The following is a 17428-nucleotide window of genomic DNA, read 5'->3' on the forward strand; positions in this document are numbered from 1 at the left end:
CCCTTGTTGAAGACACGCATCACGGCGCTGTTCGGCATCCAGCACCCCATCCTCGCCGGTGGGCTCATGTGGCTGTCGGACGCGCGCTATGTGGCCGGCATCGTCAACGCGGGTGGCATGGGCTTCATCACGCCACGCTCGTTCGACACGCTCGATGCGTTCAGGGATCAGCTCAAGCTCTGTCGCGAGCTCACCCAAGGCAAACCCTTCGGCGTGAACCTCACGCTCTCGTCGCGCAACGCCAACAACGAGATGGTGCCGCGCCACATCGAGATCGCGCTCGAAGAAGGTGTGCGCCATTTCGAGACCGTGGCCGCGCAGCCCGAGCCACTCTTCAAGGCCATCCATGACGGCGGTGGCATCGTCGTCCACAAGGCCTCGCGCATCCGCTACGCGCAGAAGGCCGAGGCGCTGGGTGCCGATGCGGTCTGCCTCGTCGGCATGGAAGCCGGTGGCCACCCGGGCATGAACGAGCTGCCGACCTTCGTGATGGGCGCCTACGCGGTCGAGCGGATCAAGATCCCGCTCGTCATCGGCAGTGGCCGGCAGATCGTGGCCGCACTCGCACTCGGCGCTGACGGCGTGGTGATGGGCACGCGCTTCCTCACCTGCCACGAGGTGTGGGCGCACGAGAACTACAAGAACCACCTGATCGGCTGCGACGAAGACGCCTCGACCACCGCCATGCGCAGCCTCAAGGACACCTGGCGCGTGCTCGCCAACGACAACGCACGCACCGTGCAGGCGATGGAAGGCGCCGGGGCCCGCAGCTACCCCGAGTTCGGTGACCGCATCAAGGGCACCACCACGCGCGACCTCTGCTACCGCGGGGGCGACGTGCAGCAGGGCATGGTCTCGATGGGGCCCTCCATCGGCTTCGCGACGAAGCGCGTATCGATCGCCGAGACGATGGCCACCCTGATGCTCGATGCCGCCGTCCACCTGAACCGATTGAAGACGCTGGAGACCGCCCCGTGAACCCCGACACCCAAGTGCTGATCTGCGGCGAGCGCCGCATGAGCGGGAGCACCTTGCGCCTGAATTCGGCGCGCGCGGCCGCGGGCTTCGCAGCGCTCGGCGTGGGCCAGGGCGATGCGGTCGCGGTGATGATGCGCAACGACCTGCCCTACCTGGAGGCCATGCTGGCGGTGAACCGGCTCGGCGCCTACCTCGTCGCGGTGAACTGGCATTTCCAGGCCGACGAAGCCGGTTTCCTGCTGGCCGACAGCAGAGCGAAGGTGCTGGTGATCCATGCCGACCTGCTGCTGCAAGTGGCTGCGGTGGTGCCCTCGGGTGTGACGGTGATCGCGGTCGACACCCCCGCCGAGATGACGAGCGCCTATGGCATCGCTGCCGCCGCGCTGCCCCCAGGCGTGCTGCGCTGGCCCGCGTGGCGAGACGGCTTCGAGCCGTGGCGCGCCGCGCCCGTGCCCACGCTCGGCACGCTGCTCTACACCTCGGGCACGACAGGCCGCCCCAAGGGCGTGATGCGCCTGCCCGGCACGCCGGCCCAGCATGCGGGGCAACTGCGCGTGCGCGCGCTCGTCAACCGGGCACGCGAAGGCATGCGCACCGCCGTCGTCGGCCCGCTCTACCACGCCGGCCCCAACGCCGGGGCCCGCCTCGCGCTGGAGATGGCCGACGTGATCGTGGTCATGCCCCGCTTCGATGCCGAGTTGCTGCTGCAGGCCGTCGAGCACTACAAGCTGACGCACCTGTCGCTCGTGCCGGTGATGCTGGTGCGCCTGCTCAAGCTGAGCCCAGCCGTGCGCGCGAAGTACGACGTGTCGTCGCTCGAGAACGTCACCCACGGCGGCTCGCCCTGCCCGCCCGAGGTGCGCCGCGCCATGATCGACTGGTGGGGGCCCATCCTCACCGAGACCTACGGCTCCACCGAAGCCGGCCTCGTGACGCTGGGCACGAGTGAGTCGTGGCTGCGCTTTCCCGGCACCGTGGGCAAGCCGGTCGACGGCTTCTCGCTGCGCATCCTCGATGGCGAAGGCCGCATCCTGCCCGCGGGCGAGGTCGGCGAGATCTACGTGAACCCCGGCGACAACGCCCTGCCCTTCACCTACAAGAACGACCCTGCGCTGCGCCAGAGCATCGAGCGCGACGGCCACATCACCAATGGCGACATGGGCTACCTCAACGCCGAGGGCTATCTCTTCATCACCGACCGCAAGCGCGACATGGTGATCTCGGGCGGCGTGAACATCTACCCGGCCGAGATCGAGCACGTGCTGCTCGCGAACCCCGAGGTGCTCGACGTGGCGGTGTTCGGCATCCCCGATGCCGAATACGGCGAAGCGTTGGCCGCAGCCGTGGTGCCCGCGCCCGGCTGCTCGCCCACGCCGGAAGGCATCCGCGCCTGGGTGCGCGAGCGCCTCGCCGGCTACAAGGTGCCGAAGGTGGTCGACTTCCACACCGCGCTGCCGCGCGAAGGCATGGGCAAGCTCTTCAAGAACCAGCTGCGTGCGCCGTACTGGGCCAAGCTGGGACGCAACATCTGAACCCACATCGGCAAGGTCGCGTTGCGCTGCGCAGACCGCCGACAGCGGCTGAGTTCAAGGAATTGCACGGTGATCCACTGAGTTCGTAACGCCACGTAACTTCGTTTCCAGGGCAAACCCGGACCGCGATTTGTGCAATTTCCCCCTTAAACGAGGGGGTCCAACCCCTTGCCGTGGCAAAAGCCGTGCAACAAGCAGACACGCCGTAACACCCCGATTGAGCGGCTAATGCGCTCCTGTCGCAAGACCACAGGGGTACTCAGAATGAATCGCAGAGATCTGATCGTTGGGGGTGTGGCGGGCGCATTGAGCGCTGGGTTTGCGGGCCGCGTGCTGGCGCAGACCAATGTCATCAAGTTCGGCCAGTCGGCCGCCATGACGGGCCTCGGCTCCGAACATGCGCGAGACGTGCGCGCCGGCATCGTGGCCGCCTTCGAAGCGGCGTCCAGGACGGGTGGCACACGCTTCGAGCTGATCACACTTGACGACGCCGGCTCGCCCGAGCGCTGCGTGCAGAACGTGAGCACCCTGCTCGGCTCGAACGTGGCCGCGCTCGTGGGCCTCACCAGCGGCGCTGGCACCGAAGCGGCGATGAGCGCCATCGAGCAGCAGCAGATGGCCCTCGTGGGCCCAGCCAGCGGCACGATGGGGTTGCGCAACGACAAGGTGCACTCGGCCTTCCACGTGCGCGCCGGCCATGACCTCGAATTCAAGCGCATGGTGACCTACGCCCACGAGCGCGCGCTGCTGCGTGTGGGCCTGGTGCACCAGGTCGGCATCACCCCGGCCAACCTGGGTGCGATGACGGGGGCGCTGGCCAGCGCCGGCATCGCGCCGCGCGAAGTGATCGCCGTCGACCAGAACCCGGCGTCGTTCCAGGCCGCGTCCAACCGGCTGGCCGGCGCCAGCCTCGACTGCGTGCTCTTCGTGACCAACGCCGCCCCGGTGGCTGCGATCATCGACCAGATGCATGCGGCCCGGTACAAGGGCCTCTTCTACGCCTCGTCGATGGCGGGGCAGGACCTGATCGAGACGCTCACCGCGCGCGGCCAGAGCGCCATCCTGAGCGTGGTGGTGCCGCGCCCTTCGGCGATGGGCCTGCAGGTGGTGAGCCGCTGCCAGCAAGACCTCACCGCGATGAAGAGCGACGAGCGTGTGAACGTGGCCACGCTCGAGGGCTACATCAGCGGGCGCATCGCGGTCGAAGCCGCGCGCAACGCGATGCGTGGTGCCGGTGCCAACAAGCGCGGCATCAAGGAGGCGCTCTCCAACCTGCGTGCCGACCTCGGCGGCTACACCGTGCAGTTCACGCCGGGCAGCACGCAGGGCTCGAAGTACGTCGAGCTCGTGGCACTCGACCGTTACGGCCGCATGGTCGGCTGATCGAGAAGAAGCCGCGCCTGCGCTGCCCACTGCGGGTCGCGCAGTGCGCGTTGCGCGGCGGCGATGGCATCGTCGCGCTTGCCTTCCGCCTGCAGCAGCCGCGCGAGGTTGAGCCACGCGGCACCGCTGCCGTGCTGCTCACCGGCGCGGCGAAACACATCCTTGGCCCGCGCCGTGTCGCGCACCGCATACGCACTCGTGCCCAGGCCGATGGCAAGCGGCAGGCTCTCGGGCCAGCGTTCCAGGCCGCTCTCATAGACCTTCAAGGCCTGCGCCGGTGAAGCGCTGCGCTCGAAGCCGACCGCGGCCTCGACCGCCGCCGAGGCGCGCGCCGTGAGCGGCCAGCGGCCGGGCGGCAGCGCGACGAACGCCCAGTGATCCGCGCGCGCCCAGGTGTGCTCGAAGGTGCGCAGCGCGATGCGGTCGCGCTCGACGGTGCCCGAACGCATCAGCAGCTCACGTTGGTCGAGGTCGTAGCCCACCACCACCGCGTAGTGCCAGCGCGGCGCGATGGCCAGTCCCAGGTTGAGCAGCACGACCACCACATGGCCGGCCGCCACCTCGCGCAGCACCGCCTCCACCGTGCCGGGAATGCGCACGGCGACCGCTCCATGCCGGCGCGCCCCGGCGAGCATCTCGGCCTGCAAGCTGCCGCCGCGTGCCGGAAGAAAAACCTCGCCGCCCAACTGCGCGGGCGATGCCACGAGGCCCACCGCGCCCAGCGCGGTGGCCAGCGCAGCCGGGCCACAGTGAAGGTCAGTCTGCGGAAAGAAGGGCGTGCGCGACAGCTCCAAGCGCGTCGGCAGGCCAGCAGGCGCCTCAGCGAGCCAGGCCTCGGCCTGGACCGCACAGCCCGCCAGCGGGGCGAACGTCAGCGCAAGGCAGGTACGCCGGCGCACATCACCTCAACGGGCCGGGCGCAGGAACGGGAAGATGCGCGTGAAGCCGAGGATGTCGGAGAACACCAGCACCACGAAGACGAGGATGAGCGTGCCGATCAGTTCGCCTGACGCCCCCGCGGGCGCCCTGTCGATCTCGGCGAGCAGCTGGGCGGCTTCGTCATCGGTCAAGGCCGCGACGCGTGCATGCGCCTGCTCGACGGTGACGCCCCGCTCGGCCAGCGCGGCGGCCACGTCGCTGCGTTCGAGCACGGCGCGCAGGCGAAGCTGCGCATCGCTTCCCACCCCGCGCTGCACCACCTGCTCGGCCGTGATCAGTTCGACCGCCTGCGCGCTGTGCACGGCACCGAAGCTCAGCGCGACACACAAGGCCAGGAGGCGGCGGGATTTCGTCAACATCGGGTCAGCTCCGCGGGCAAACAGGGAGCGGCATCGTATCAAGGCTGCTACCCTCGCACGATGACCCCGACCCCGGCCGCCCCTGCGGCCCACCGTGTGGCGATGAGCCCGGCCACGGTGGTGCTTCTGCTGACGCTCCTGATGGGCATCCAGCCCGTCACCACCGACCTCTACCTCCCCGCCCTGCCCGCACTCACGCGCGACCTCGGCGCCAACATCGCCTCGGCGCAGCTCACGCTGTCGGCGCTCATCATCTGCTTCGGTTTCGGGCAGCTCGTGTTCGGGCCGCTGGCCGACCGCTTCGGGCGCCGGCCGGTGCTGCTGGCGGGCCTCACGCTCTACACCCTCGCCAGCGTGCTGAGCGCGGCGGCCCCTGCCATCGAGTGGCTGGTGCTGTGGCGTGCGTTGCAGGGCGCGGCGATGGCTGCCGCCGTGACCTGCGGGCGCTCGATCATCCGTGACCTCTATGCGCCACACGACGGCGCACGCGTAATGTCGCGCGCGCTCACCGGCCTCGGCACCATCGCGATGGCGAGCCCGCTGCTCGGGGGCGTGCTCGTCGAATACATCAACTGGCATGCGGCGCTCACGGTGCTCGCGGTCTTCGGCGCGGCGGCACTCGGCCTCGTGGTGTGGCGCTTCGAAGAGACGGTGCCGGCACGCAACCCGAGCGCCACGCAGATCGCCCCGATGCTGCGCAACTGGCGCAACGTCGCCTCGCACCCGACCTTCCTCTCCTGGGCCGCACTCTCGGCGCTGACCTATGGCGGGCTTTTCGTCACGCTGGCCGGCTCGTCCTTTGTCTTCATCGAGGTGTTGGGCAGTTCGCGCGCGGGCTATGGCCTCTTCCTGCTGTCGAGCTCGATCGCCTACACGGCCGGAACCTTCCTGTGCCGCCGTCTGCTGCTGTCGCACGGCCTGCGCGGTGCCGTCGCCATCGGCGCCGGCCTGTCGCTCGCGGGCGGCGTGAGCATGGCGGGCCTGAGCCTCTTCGGCGTGCACAACGTGTGGGCCATCGCGGTGCCGCAGTGGCTCTACGCGCTGGGGCACGGCATCCATCAGCCCTGCAGTCAGGCAGGGGCCGTCGGGCCGTTTCCCGAGAAGGCCGGCACGGCGGCCTCGCTGTCGGGCTTCGGCATGTCGGTCAGCGCCTTTCTCGTGAGCATGTGGCTCGGCAAGCACCTCGATGGCACCGTCTACCCGATGACGCTGGGCGTCGGGGTCTTCGGTGTCGGCATCGCACTCGTGGCCTGGACGCTGGTGCAGCGCCACGGCGAACCTCACCGCACCTCCACCGCATCCCCCGCTTCCCGCGCATGAACGAGCACCACTACCTCTGCCTCGCCGGCCCCACCGCTTCGGGCAAGACGGCGGCCGCCCTGGCGATTGCCGAGGTGCTGCCGGTCGAGATCGTCAGCGTCGATTCGGCGCTCGTCTACCGCGGCATGGACATCGGCACCGCCAAGCCCAGCGCCGACGAGCTGGCCCTCGCGCCGCATCACCTCATCGACATCATCGACCCCGCCGAGGCCTACTCGGCCGCACGCTTCGTGCTCGATGCGCAGCGGCTCATCGCCGAGATCCGCACGCGCGGCAAGCTGCCGCTGCTCGTGGGCGGCACGATGCTCTACTACAAGGCGCTCTTCGAAGGGCTCGATGCCATGCCCGCGGCTGACCGCGGCGTGCGTGCCGCGCTCTACGAGCAGCTCGAGCGCGAAGGCCTGCATGCGCTCTACCGCGAGCTGCAGCGGGTCGACCCCATCACCGCCGCGCGCCTGAAGCCCGCCGACCAGCAGCGCATCACCCGCGCGCTGGAGGTCTACCGTGTGAGCGGCCAGCCGATGTCGTCGTTCCACAGCGAGAAGAAAGTGCTCACGCACGCCCCGCTCATCTCCTTGGAGCCGACCGACCGCGCCTGGCTGCACGAGCGCATCGCTCAGCGATTCCACGCCATGCTTGAACACGGCCTCGTCGAAGAAGTGCAGGCGCTGCGAGAGCGCAGCGACCTGCATGCCGACCTGCCCTCGATGCGCTGCGTGGGCTACCGCCAGACCTGGGAAGCACTCGACGCCGACGACCTCTACGACCTGCCTGAGCGCGGCATCGCCGCCACGCGGCAGCTCGCCAAGCGCCAGATCACTTGGCTGCGCGGCATGCCGCAGCGGCAGGTGGTGGCCTGCGAAGCGCCCGATGCGGTGCAGCAGGTGGTGGCGCTCGCGCGCCAGCATGCGCAGACGATGGGCCATGCCTGATCTGCTCCAGATCCGCTCGCTCGCCAAGCGTTATGGCGAGAGCACCGTCTTCCGCAACGTGAGCCTCACGCTCTGCGAAGGCGAGTTCGTCGCCATCCTCGGCGAGTCGGGCGTGGGCAAATCGACGCTGCTCAACTGCATCGCCGGGCTCGACACGGTCGACGACGGCAGCGTGCACATCGCCGGCACCGACATCACCCACCTCACCGAAGCGCAGCAGGCCATCCTGCGGCGCACGCAGCTCGGCTTCGTGTTCCAGGCCTTCCACGTGCTGCCCCACCTGAGCGTGGCCGACAACGTGGGCCTGCCGCTCTTGCTGCAGGGCCGCCCCGACGACACGCGCGTGCGCACGCTGCTCGACGCGGTGGGCCTCGCTGCACTCGCCGAGCGCCTGCCGCGCACGCTCTCGGGCGGCCAGTTGCAGCGCGTGGCGCTGGCACGGGCGCTGGTGCACCAGCCGAAGCTGATCCTCGCCGACGAGCCCACCGGCAACCTCGACCCCGAGACCGCCGAGAGGATGATGGCGCTGCTGGCCGCACAAGTGCGCGAGCATGGGGCCGCCTGCGTGCTGGTCACGCACTCGCAGCACGCCGCGGCCCACGCCGACCGCGTGCTCACGCTGCGGCAGGACGGCATCGCGCCCTGATTCGGTTGCAGGGTGTGACGGGAGCGCGGTCGGCTTGACGGCGCGCAAGGGGTGGCGAGGCGCGAGTCCCTAAGCTGCGCCCCCATGCCCATCGAGCTCTACAACCACGGCGGCCACCAGTGCCTCATGTTCACCGACCTCTGCCAGGAAGGCACCGAGGTCGTGCAGTCCAACCAGTTCCTGATCATCGACGGCGACACCGGCGCGATCATCGACCCGGGCGGCAACCTCGCCTACGGCGAGCTCTACCTCGCGATGACGCGGCACTTCACGCCGCAGCGGCTCTCGGCCATCTTCGCCTCGCACGCCGACCCGGACATCATCGCCTCGCTCGACCGCTGGATGACCGCGACGCCCTCCGCCAAGATCTACATCTCGCGCGTGTGGGAGCGCTTCATTCCGCACTTCTGCAAGTCGGGCAAGACCGACGGGCGCATCGTCGGCATTCCCGACCCGGGCATGCGTGTGCCCGTGGGGCGCAGTGAACTCGTGGCATTGCCGGCGCACTTCCTGCACTCCGAGGGCAACTTCCAGTTCTACGACCCGGTGAGCCGCATCCTCTTCTCGGGCGACCTGGGCGCCTCGATGGGCACCGGCGCGCAGGCGCAGGAGTTCGTCACGCGCCTCGCGGACCATGTGCCGCGCATGGAAGGTTTCCATCGCCGCTACATGGTGTCGAACAAGGTCATGCGCCACTGGGCGCAGATGGTGCGCTCGCTCGACATCGACATGATCGTGCCGCAGCACGGCTCGCCCATGCGCGGGCCGGCCGTGCGCGAGTTCATCGAGTGGGCCGAGCGGCTCGAATGCGGCATCGACCTGCTGACCTCGAAGGACTATCGCGTGCCGGCCTGAGCGCCCCGCGCTGCCCGACCACAATCGGGCGGTGACCTCCACCGCCTTCCCCCTGCTGCGCCACGTCTCGTGGCCGGCCTGGCGCCACCAGCCGCTGCGCACGCTCACCGCCCTGCTCGCCATCGTGCTCGGCGTGGCGCTGGCGTTTTCGGTGCAGCTCATCAACCAGTCGGCACTGGCCGAGTTCGGCGCCGCGGTGCGATCGGTCAACGGGCAGCCCGACTTCGAGCTGCGTGCACAACGCGAAGGCTTCGACGAAGCGCTCTACGAGCGCGTGGCGCGGCACCCGCAGGTACAAGTGGCCAGCCCCGTGATCGAGCTCGACGTGCAGGCGCAGCTGCCCTTCGGCGAGCGGGTGGCGTTGAAGCTGCTCGGGCTCGACGCACTCTCGGCCGCGCCCGTCGCCCCCACGCTGATGCCACGCGTCAACGACGATGCCGAGCGGCTCGCCTTGCTGTCGGCCGACGCTGTGTTCCTCAACGACGCTGCACGGCAGCGCCTGGGCGATGCGCCGCTGCAACTGAAAACCGCCGACGGCTGGGCCAGGGTGAAGGTGCAAGGCCGCATCGCCGCCGGAGGACCGCCACTCGCCGTGATGGACATCGCCGCCGTGCAGACCCGCTTCGGCTGGCTCGGCCGCCTGAGCCGCCTCGACGTGCGCCTGCAACCGGGCGCCGACCGTGCGGCGGTGCTGCGCGCGCTTGCGCTGCCCGAAGGCGTGCGCGCGGCTTCACCCGACGAGTCGGCGGAGCGCGCCTCGAACATGTCGCGCGCGTACCGCGTGAACCTCACGGTGCTCGCGCTGGTGGCGCTCTTCACCGGCGCCTTCCTGGTGTTCTCGATCCTCTCGCTCTCGGTGGCGCAGCGGCAGCCGCAGTTCGCGCTGCTGGGCGTGCTCGGCCTCTCGGCCGGCGAGCGGCTGCGACTGGTGCTCTTCGAGGCACTGCTGCTGGGCGTCGTCGGCAGCGCCATCGGCCTGCTGCTGGGCACCGGCCTCGCGGCACTCGCGCTGCGCCTGCTGGCGGGTGACCTCGGCGGCGGCTACTTCCCTGGCGTGGCGCCGCGATTGCAGTTCAGCCTCTGGGCGGCCAGCCTCTACGGCACGCTGGGCGTGGTGGCGGCCGTGGTGGGCGCGTGGGTGCCGGCACGCGCTGCGCAGCAGATGGCGCCGGCCCAGGCCCTCAAGGGCCTCAGCACTGCGCATGGCCCGCCAGGCTTCGTGTGGTTCGGCCCCGCGATGCTGCTGGCCGCGGGCGTGCTCGCGTCACTGCCTCCGGTGGCCGAGCTGCCGATCCCGGCGTACGCGGCCGTGGCCTGCCTGCTGCTGGGTGGCATCGCCTGCGTGCCGGCGGGCGTGGGGCTGCTGCTGAAGGCACTGCCGCCGCCACGCCATGCGCTCGCGCTGCTGGCCGTCGAGCGCGCCCGGCACGAGCGGCACACCGCCACCATCGCAGTCGCGGGTGTCGTCGCGAGCCTGAGCCTCGCGGTGGCACTCACGGTGATGGTCACGAGCTTTCGCGATTCGATGGTCGACTGGCTCGACCAGGTGCTGCCCGCTGATCTCTACGTGCGCGTGCCCTCGGGCGACAGCGCGCGCCTGCCGCCTAGGCTGGTGGAAGAAGCACCAAAGCTTTCGGGCGTGCGCCGGGTGATCACGCAGCGCGCGGCCACGGTGCAGCTCGCGCCCGAGCGCCCGCCCGTCGCGCTGATGGCGCGCGACATGGCCGATGCCGCGCAGTCGCTCCCGCTCGTCGGCCCGCTGCAGCCGCTGCCGCCCGGCGCGACGGCGGCTTACGTGAGCGAGGGCATGGCCCGCCTCTACGACCTGCGGCCCGGCCAGCGCACCACGCTGCCGCTGCCCGATGGCCGCCGCATCGAGGTCTTCGTGCGCGGCGTGTGGCGCGACTATGCCCACCAGCACGGCGCCGTGGTTCTGCACGGCGACGACTACCGCCGCCTGAGCGGCGACACCCGCATCACCGACCTCGCGCTCGGCCTGCAGGCCGGCACCGACGTCACCGCCCTGCAGCAGTCGCTGCGCACCTTGGCTGGCGCCGACGCCGAGTCATTGCAGTTCGCCACGGCCGGCGAGCTGCGCGCGGTGTCGCTGCGCATCTTCGACCGCAGCTTCGCCGTCACCTACTGGCTGCAGGCCGTGGCCATCGGCATCGGGCTCTTCGGCATCGCGGCGAGCTTCTCGGCGCAGGTGTTGGCGCGCCGCAAGGAATTCGGCCTTCTCGCGCACCTGGGCTTCACGCGCCGGCAGGTGCTCGCCATCGTGGCCAGCGAAGGTGCGGTGTGGACCTGCGCCGGCGCCCTGCTCGGCCTCGTGCTCGGCCTCGCGGTGAGCGTGGTGCTGGTGAAGGTCGTCAACCCGCAGAGCTTCCACTGGACGATGGAGATGGCCCTGCCCGCCGGGCGGCTCGCGCTGCTGTGCGCCGCGGTGGTGGCCGCCGGCACGCTCACCGCGTGGCTGGCGGCGCGCCGTGCGGCGTCCCGGCAGATGGCGCTGGCGGTGAAGGAAGACTGGTGATGCCGGCCCCTCACCTGCACCGCACGCCCGGCGGCAGCAGCCGGGTGATCGCGGACACGTCACGCATCTCGACGACCCCGTCCTGGTCGAAGTCGGCGTTGCGCACGTAGCCGGCCTCACCCGCGCGCTTCCAGAGCGACGCCGTCGCGGCCGACACATCCGCGCAGGTGAGCTGGCCGTCACCGTCCACATCGCCCGGCACATACGGCTCTATGTCGTAGGCGTACAGCTTCACGCCCGACCCTTCCTCGGGGCCGCCCGCCAATGCGGCGACGAAGCCGCCGAGGGAGCCTTGCCGCTGGCTGATGGCGTTGTTGGCGTCGCGGTTCGGCGTGACGCCGTCCGCCACTTCCCTGAGCACATGATGCTGGCCGCCTCGGCTGGTGTACTGGAACATCTTCAACTCGCCGGTGCGCGAGTCGATGGGCGTGTTGAACCACACCGCCTGGTCCAGCACGCGGTCGGCGATCTGCGAACCCTCCTGGCCGTTCGTCTGCCGGGTGATCAGCGAATGCTGGCCACCCACCACCGTGCCGCTCGCGCCATTGCCGCGGAACATGACGTGCGGGTAGACGTTGCTGCCGTGGATGAAGCTTTGCAGCGTGCGCCCTTCCGCGGCGGAGTACGGTCCTGCCGCGGGGCTCTTGGACTCCTCGACGATGAACTTGTGGTTGTCCTGCGCCAGTGCCGGCTCGCTCGCCGGGGCGTTCGAATTGCGCAAGGGCAGGAGCGTGTCGCCGCGCAGCACGACCGGCGTGCGCGACAGCGACTCAGGTGAGGTCGTCGACGCGGGTTTGCTCCGGTTGGTGAGCACGTGGGTGCGAAGCTCGCCACCGTCGGCCAGCAGCGTCGACGCAGACGCGACCATGTACGTGCGGCCTGGCTCGAAGCGCTTCATGAGCCGCCACGCTTTCTCGGTCGAGGCGTCCTTCGCGAACCGGAGGCCCGCCGGCGCTGAGATGCGGTCTTGCGGCGAGAGCACGAGCGTCTCGCGGCCATGCTTCGGCACGACCTTCATGTCGCTCGCGCCGGAAGCGCGCGCCATGCCGTCGGCCGCGTAGTAGGTCTTGTACTGCCTGAACTTCGTGTGCCCATCGCTGAAGCGCACCTCGGCATACGACAGCGGCGCGGCCAGCGAGTTGGGCGCATCCATCCACGAGACCGTCATGTGCCCGAACGACAGCACGAAGGTCGCGGTGTTGTCCACACCGACCTCGCGGTACTTGGGCGCGGGCGCAGGGCCCCTCGCCGTCACCGTCACGTGGCAGGGCTTGCCGGGCACCACGGCGCAGTCTGGCGGGTTGTACTTCATGCTCTCGACGGCGAAGCCGGGTGGCAGCGAGACGTTCTTCTCGGTGAAGGTGACATGCGTCGTGCCGACGGGCACATGGATGTCGAGCGTCGCCCGGGCGCTCTTGCCGCCCCAGGTGCGCAACTTGAAGTGGTCTCCGCCGTACCGGAAGGTCGCCTGCACACCTTGCGCCGGCAGGCCAGCGGCGAGCAGGTACTGCTCGGGGCTCACGGTGGCCCAGTACGCTTCCTTGGGCTGGCCGACGGCCGACCACGGGTAGCCGTTGGTGTGATAGCCGGGGTCGGTCATGCCCCACCAGGTGACGCGGTGCACGCCACCCTTGTACTGCGGGTTCTCGCCGCCCGGGCCGGCGGCGTATTGCTTGAGCAGGCTGAAGAGCTTCGCGTACTGGATGCCCTGCTCGAGGAACAGCGCGTCCATCTCCGGGCCGTTCTGGATGCGCAGCGCCTTGTCGAGGCCCAGCGTGGGCGCGAGGTCGAGTTCGGTGAGGTCGACGTTCACGCCGATCTCGAGGTAGGTCTTGAGGGTCCGCTCGAAGGCGTCGAGGTTGAGCCGCATGTCCCAGTGCCCCTGCGTGCCGATCACGTCGACCAGCGGCCGTGGCCTTCCCTTCGCATCGAGCAGGATGCGGCCGCGGCCGGCGGCCGACTCGGCGGCGTAGCGCTCGTTGAACTCCTTCACCATCGCCGCGATCGCATGGGCCTTGGCGGGCCGCTCGTCGTCGTTGAAGTCGTTGTAGTTGAGCAGCGCCGTGGTGTTCTGGCGGGCATGGAAGAACGCGTCGTACATGTAGTCCCAGCTCTTGCCGCCCTTGGCGTAGGCCTGGGCCCACCGCGACGGCCGCTCCTCCGGGTTGTAGCCGGTGCGCAGCGCGTTGCGCCAGTCGGCGGGGTTCTCGGGGTTGTCCTTGAACGCTTCGTTGACCACGTCCCAGGCGTAGGTCTTCTGGGGAGCGCGATCGAAATGCCCGGCCACGGTGCGGATGTAGAACTCCAGGCTCGACTTCGCCATGGCGTTGTCCCACGGGGTTTCCCAGCCTCCGTTGGGCGTCAGCACGTTGGCGGCGGGCCACTGAGACGACTGGTTGTGCCACAGCAGCGTGTGCCCGGTGACCTTCACGTCGCGCGCATTGGCCGCGGCGATGTCCACGTTGATGCCGGTCGTGAAGTTGGTCAGGAAGTTGGGGGCCGGGCCATTGATGCCGCCATTCCAGAAGTCGGGCTTCATCGCGTTGCTCGGCGTCACTGCGTTGAAGTGCTTCACGGTCATGGCCGCGACCGAGTCTTCGCCGGGCACGACGGTCGGCGCGAAGTTGGGCGCGCTGAGGTTGGTGCTGCCGATCAGGAAGTGGTACTTGTAGACGTCTTTCAGCGCCGGCCACTGCGCAGGGTTCGTGGGCCTGTCGGACGCAGCGAGGGCGTTGGCTGCGATCGTCAATGCCGCAGGCAAGGCGACGAGGCCCTTGAGGATCAGACTGCTGGATTTCATTCCCATCCTTTCAATGAACAGGTGGATCGGGGAGTGCGCGCGTGGAAGCGCGCGGGGGGAACCGGGCTTCAATAGAACCAGCGCAGCGGCACGAGCACCGTCTGCGGGAAGAGCACCATCACGAACATCACCGCGAACTGGGCGGCCATGAACGGCAGCACCCCGCGCGTGACTTCATCCATCTTCATGCGGCCGACACCGGCCACCACGTTGAGCACGGTGCCCACCGGCGGAGTGACCAGGCCGATGGAGTTGTTGATGATGAAGAGCACGCCGAAGTAGACGGGGTCGATGCCCGCTGCCTTGATCAAGGGCATGAGCACCGGCGTCATGATGAGGATGGTGGGCGTCATGTCCATCGCCGTGCCCACCAGCATCACGAGCACCATGATCGCGATCAGCAGCAGCGTCTGGTTGTCGAGCAGCGGCCTCAACAGGTCGACCATCTGCACCGGCAGGTTGGCCACCGTGATGAGCCACGCCGACACCATGGCCGCTGCCACCAGGAACATCACCACCGCCGTGGTGCGGGCCGCCGTGACGAAGATGCGCACCAGCGCCGAAAGCGTCAGCTCGCGGTACACCACGGTGGAGACGAAAAGCGCGTAGACGGCCGCGACGACCGCCGCCTCGGTGGGCGTGAACACGCCCATGCGCAAGCCCACGAGGATGAACACCGGCAGCAGCAGCGCCCACACCGCCTCGCGTGCCGCGGCCCACACTTCGGCGCGCGTCTTGCGCTCGGGCAGCACCAGCTTTTCCTTCCGGCCCACCCACCACCACGTGAGCGCCAGGCCCAGGCCGATCATGATGCCGGGCACGATGCCGGCGATGAAGAGCTTGGTGATCGACACGTTGGCCGCGACGCCGAAGATGACGAAGCCGATGCTCGGCGGAATGATCGGGCCGATGACGCCCGACGCCGCGATCAGCCCGCCCGACACTTCCCTCTTGTGCCCGGCCTTGATCATCATCGGCAGCAGCAGCGCCGCCAGCGCCGCCGCGTCGGCCACGGCCGAGCCCGACAAGGCCGACAGCAGGCAGGCCGCGAGGATCGTCACGTAACCCAGCCCGCCCTTCACATGCCCCACGAGCGCGAGCGCGAAGTTGACGATGCGCTGCGACAGGCCGCCGGCATTCATGATCTCGCCGGCCAACATGAAGAAGGGCACCGCCAGCAGCGGGAAGCTGTCGGCGCCGTTGATGAAGTTCTGGGCCAGGATCTGCGCGTCGAATAAGTCCAGGTGCCACATCAGCGCCACGCCGCTCGCGAGCAGCGCGTAGGCGATGGGAATGCCCAGCGCCATCGCGCCAACAAGGCTGCCGAGGAAGATGAAGACGGTCATGGCCGAGGGCCCTTCGTGTCAACGCCTGGCTGCAGCTCGCTGCGCGCAAGCTCGGCCTGCAGCGCTTCGAGTTCGGCCTGCTCTTCCGATTCCTTGACCATCACGAGCTCGCTCTCGCGGAGCTGGCCTGTCAACAGGCGCACCAGCTGCAGGAGCAGCAGCACGCCCGCGCACACCGAGAAGACCACGCCCGAGGCGTAGAAGATGGACACTGGCATGCCGGTGACGGGCGCCTCCATGTCCATGTTGATGCGCGCCTGCTGCCAGCTCCCCTGGAGGAAGAGCCAGGTCACGTACAGCATCAGCACGTGGCCCAGCACCATGCACACCTTCTTGCCGGCCACGGGCAGGCGCGACACCAGCATGTCGGTGCCGAGGTGCCCGCCTTCCTTCAGCGCGGCCACAGCGCCCAGGAAGCACAGCCACACGAACAGCCAGCGCGCCACCTCCTCGCTGACTGCGATGCCGGAGTTGAAGACATAGCGCAGCACGACGTTGCCGAACACCAGCACCACCATCACCGCGAGCGCGGCAGCGATCAGCAGATCGATCGCGTGGCAGAAGCGATCGATGGCGGCGTCGATCTTCACAGCCGCGCCCCTTGCAGCAACCCGCGCTCGGCCAGGTTGCCGATGAGCGCGCGCAAGCCGAAGCGCCAGGGCGGCGCAGCCTCGCAGTGCGTGACCCGGTTCTGCAGGCCGCCCAGCCAGTGGCTGTGGATGGTGACCACGTCGCCGAGCTTGTGCGTGAAGCCGCCGCCGGGCGTGTCGCGGTCTTCGGTGGGCGCGAAGAGCGTGCCGAGGAACAGCATGAAGCCGTCGGGGTACTGGTGGCAGGCGATCGTCTGCGCCACCAGGTCGACCGGGTCGCGGCTGATGCTCGCCATGGTGTTGATGCCGCGCAGCGTGAAGCCGTCGCTACCGCTCACGTGAAGGTGGACGGTCTCGCGGCGCAGCTGCTCGAGGCCGAACCCGTCGTCGAACAGGCGGATGAAAGGGCCGATGGCGCACGACGCGTTGTTGTCCTTGGCCTTGCCGAGCAGCAGCGCGCTGCGGCCTTCGATGTCGCGCAGGTTGACGTCGTTTCCGAGCGCGGCGCCCACGATGCCGCCCCGGCTGTTGACCGCCAGCACGACCTCGGGCTCGGGGTTGTTCCAGGCCGAGTCGGCTCGGATGCCGATGTCCTGCCCATGGCCCACGGCCGCGAGCACCGGCGACTTGGTGAAGACCTCGGCATCGGGCCCGATGCCCACTTCGAGGTACTGAGACCACAGCTTCTTCTGCTGCAGCAACTCCTTGAGCGCCCGCGCCTGCGGCGAGCCGGGGCGGATGTCGGCGAGGCTGGACCCGATCAGCGCCGTGACCTGGCTGCGCAACCCTTGGGCACGGCTCGCGTCGCCACCGGCCTGCTCCTCGATCACGCGCTCGATCATGCTCGACGCAAAGGTCACGCCCGCTGCCTTGACCACCTGCAGGTCGCACGGCGCGAGCAGCCAGGGCGCTGCGTCGTCACGGCCTTCGGGCTTGCTGTTGTCGAGCAGCGCCTCGACGCTGCACAGCAATTCCCCGGCCGCTGAACGCACGGCCTGCGCCGGCTGGTCGGTCTCGAGCAGCGTGCTCATGGTCGGGAAGTGCCGGCTGAGGTCGAACACCCCCTCGGGGCGCAGCACCACCACGGCCGGGCCGGCCGGCGAGCCTGCGCGCCACACGCGCGCCACCAGCGTGCCCGCCAGCCCGTCTTGCGGCAGCACGGGGTGCAGGCCATCGGTGCGCACAGGCAGCACCGTCGTCGTTGAAGTCATTCAG

Annotated in this window: 14 protein-coding genes; 8 read left to right on the plus strand and 6 right to left on the minus strand. The window is 69.4% G+C overall.

Annotation, left to right across the window (positions count from 1 at the left end; genetic code table 11):
* Positions 1-6 precede the first annotated feature (6 nt).
* From RXV79_RS17145 to RXV79_RS17155, 3 genes are all read left to right on the plus strand, one after another.
* Complete coding sequence (locus tag RXV79_RS17145; RefSeq protein ID WP_316699201.1) at positions 7-978, plus strand: NAD(P)H-dependent flavin oxidoreductase; 972 nt, start codon at positions 7-9, stop codon at positions 976-978.
* Positions 975-2510 (plus strand): AMP-binding protein, encoded by a 1536-nt coding sequence (locus RXV79_RS17150; RefSeq protein ID WP_316699203.1) that lies wholly within the window; start codon positions 975-977, stop codon positions 2508-2510. The genes RXV79_RS17145 and RXV79_RS17150 overlap by 4 nt, the downstream gene beginning before the upstream one ends.
* 264 nt (positions 2511-2774) lie before the next feature.
* Positions 2775-3893 (plus strand): ABC transporter substrate-binding protein, encoded by a 1119-nt coding sequence (locus RXV79_RS17155; RefSeq protein WP_316699204.1) that lies wholly within the window; start codon positions 2775-2777, stop codon positions 3891-3893.
* Here RXV79_RS17155 and RXV79_RS17160 read toward each other — a convergent pair.
* Complete coding sequence (locus RXV79_RS17160; protein ID WP_316699206.1) at positions 3872-4792, minus strand: PA2778 family cysteine peptidase; 921 nt, start codon at positions 4790-4792, stop codon at positions 3872-3874. The genes RXV79_RS17155 and RXV79_RS17160 overlap by 22 nt on opposite strands.
* Positions 4793-4798: 6 nt before the next feature.
* Positions 4799-5191, minus strand: a complete 393-nt coding sequence (locus tag RXV79_RS17165) for a PA2779 family protein (RefSeq protein WP_316699207.1) — start codon at positions 5189-5191, stop codon at positions 4799-4801.
* Positions 5192-5251: 60 nt separating this feature from the next.
* Here RXV79_RS17165 and RXV79_RS17170 point away from each other — a divergent pair, with 60 nt between their 5' ends.
* From RXV79_RS17170 to RXV79_RS17190, 5 genes are all read left to right on the plus strand, one after another.
* A complete protein-coding gene (locus RXV79_RS17170; protein WP_316699209.1) occupies positions 5252-6511 on the plus strand; it encodes a multidrug effflux MFS transporter in 1260 nt (419 codons plus the stop codon).
* Complete coding sequence (gene miaA / locus RXV79_RS17175; RefSeq protein WP_316699211.1) at positions 6508-7443, plus strand: tRNA (adenosine(37)-N6)-dimethylallyltransferase MiaA; 936 nt, start codon at positions 6508-6510, stop codon at positions 7441-7443. Before RXV79_RS17170 ends, miaA begins: the two co-directional genes overlap by 4 nt.
* Positions 7436-8089: an ABC transporter ATP-binding protein gene (locus tag RXV79_RS17180; RefSeq protein WP_316699213.1), complete on the plus strand. Its 654-nt coding sequence runs from the start codon at positions 7436-7438 to the stop codon at positions 8087-8089. The genes miaA and RXV79_RS17180 overlap by 8 nt, the downstream gene beginning before the upstream one ends.
* A gap of 84 nt (positions 8090-8173) precedes the next feature.
* The gene (locus RXV79_RS17185) at positions 8174-8944 is read left to right on the plus strand and encodes an oxygen-binding di-iron domain-containing protein (RefSeq protein WP_316699215.1); all 771 of its coding nucleotides are present in this window, start codon (positions 8174-8176) and stop codon (positions 8942-8944) included.
* Positions 8945-8975: 31 nt separating this feature from the next.
* The gene (locus RXV79_RS17190; RefSeq protein WP_316699217.1) at positions 8976-11477 is read left to right on the plus strand and encodes an FtsX-like permease family protein; all 2502 of its coding nucleotides are present in this window, start codon (positions 8976-8978) and stop codon (positions 11475-11477) included.
* A 10-nt stretch (positions 11478-11487) separates the two neighbouring features.
* On the opposite strand, the gene RXV79_RS17195 is transcribed toward RXV79_RS17190, so the two are convergent.
* The 4 genes from RXV79_RS17195 to RXV79_RS17210 all read right to left on the minus strand — a co-directional run bounded on the left by RXV79_RS17195 (position 11488) and on the right by RXV79_RS17210 (position 17424).
* Positions 11488-14277 (minus strand): endo-1,4-beta-xylanase, encoded by a 2790-nt coding sequence (locus RXV79_RS17195; protein ID WP_316699219.1) that lies wholly within the window; start codon positions 14275-14277, stop codon positions 11488-11490.
* A gap of 68 nt (positions 14278-14345) precedes the next feature.
* A complete protein-coding gene (locus tag RXV79_RS17200) occupies positions 14346-15623 on the minus strand; it encodes a TRAP transporter large permease subunit (RefSeq protein ID WP_316699221.1) in 1278 nt (425 codons plus the stop codon).
* On the minus strand, positions 15620-16207 hold the full coding sequence (locus RXV79_RS17205) for a TRAP transporter small permease (RefSeq protein WP_316704131.1): 588 nt from the start codon (positions 16205-16207) through the stop codon (positions 15620-15622). The genes RXV79_RS17200 and RXV79_RS17205 overlap by 4 nt, the downstream gene beginning before the upstream one ends.
* Before the next feature lie 2 nt (positions 16208-16209).
* Positions 16210-17424 carry a fumarylacetoacetate hydrolase family protein gene (locus tag RXV79_RS17210; RefSeq protein ID WP_316699222.1) on the minus strand — a complete coding sequence of 405 codons (1215 nt, stop codon included), beginning with the start codon at positions 17422-17424 and terminating at the stop codon, positions 16210-16212.
* Positions 17425-17428: the final 4 nt, after the last annotated feature.

The sequence above is a fragment of the Piscinibacter gummiphilus genome (assembly GCF_032681285.1).
Classification (GTDB): domain Bacteria; phylum Pseudomonadota; class Gammaproteobacteria; order Burkholderiales; family Burkholderiaceae_C; genus Rhizobacter; species Rhizobacter gummiphilus_A.

What these genes read in the sequence shown, in the direction of transcription:
- RXV79_RS17155 (WP_316699204.1), top strand. Translation starts at nt 2,775, where the DNA reads ATGAATCGCAGAGATCTGATCGTTGGGGGTGTGGCGGGCGCATTGAGC.
- RXV79_RS17165 (WP_316699207.1), bottom strand. Translation starts at nt 5,191, where the DNA reads ATGTTGACGAAATCCCGCCGCCTCCTGGCCTTGTGTGTCGCGCTGAGC.
- RXV79_RS17170 (WP_316699209.1), top strand. Translation starts at nt 5,252, where the DNA reads ATGACCCCGACCCCGGCCGCCCCTGCGGCCCACCGTGTGGCGATGAGC.
- miaA (WP_316699211.1), top strand. Translation starts at nt 6,508, where the DNA reads ATGAACGAGCACCACTACCTCTGCCTCGCCGGCCCCACCGCTTCGGGC.
- RXV79_RS17180 (WP_316699213.1), top strand. Translation starts at nt 7,436, where the DNA reads ATGCCTGATCTGCTCCAGATCCGCTCGCTCGCCAAGCGTTATGGCGAG.
- RXV79_RS17185 (WP_316699215.1), top strand. Translation starts at nt 8,174, where the DNA reads ATGCCCATCGAGCTCTACAACCACGGCGGCCACCAGTGCCTCATGTTC.
- RXV79_RS17195 (WP_316699219.1), bottom strand. Translation starts at nt 14,277, where the DNA reads ATGAAATCCAGCAGTCTGATCCTCAAGGGCCTCGTCGCCTTGCCTGCG.
- RXV79_RS17200 (WP_316699221.1), bottom strand. Translation starts at nt 15,623, where the DNA reads ATGACCGTCTTCATCTTCCTCGGCAGCCTTGTTGGCGCGATGGCGCTG.
- RXV79_RS17210 (WP_316699222.1), bottom strand. Translation starts at nt 17,424, where the DNA reads ATGACTTCAACGACGACGGTGCTGCCTGTGCGCACCGATGGCCTGCAC.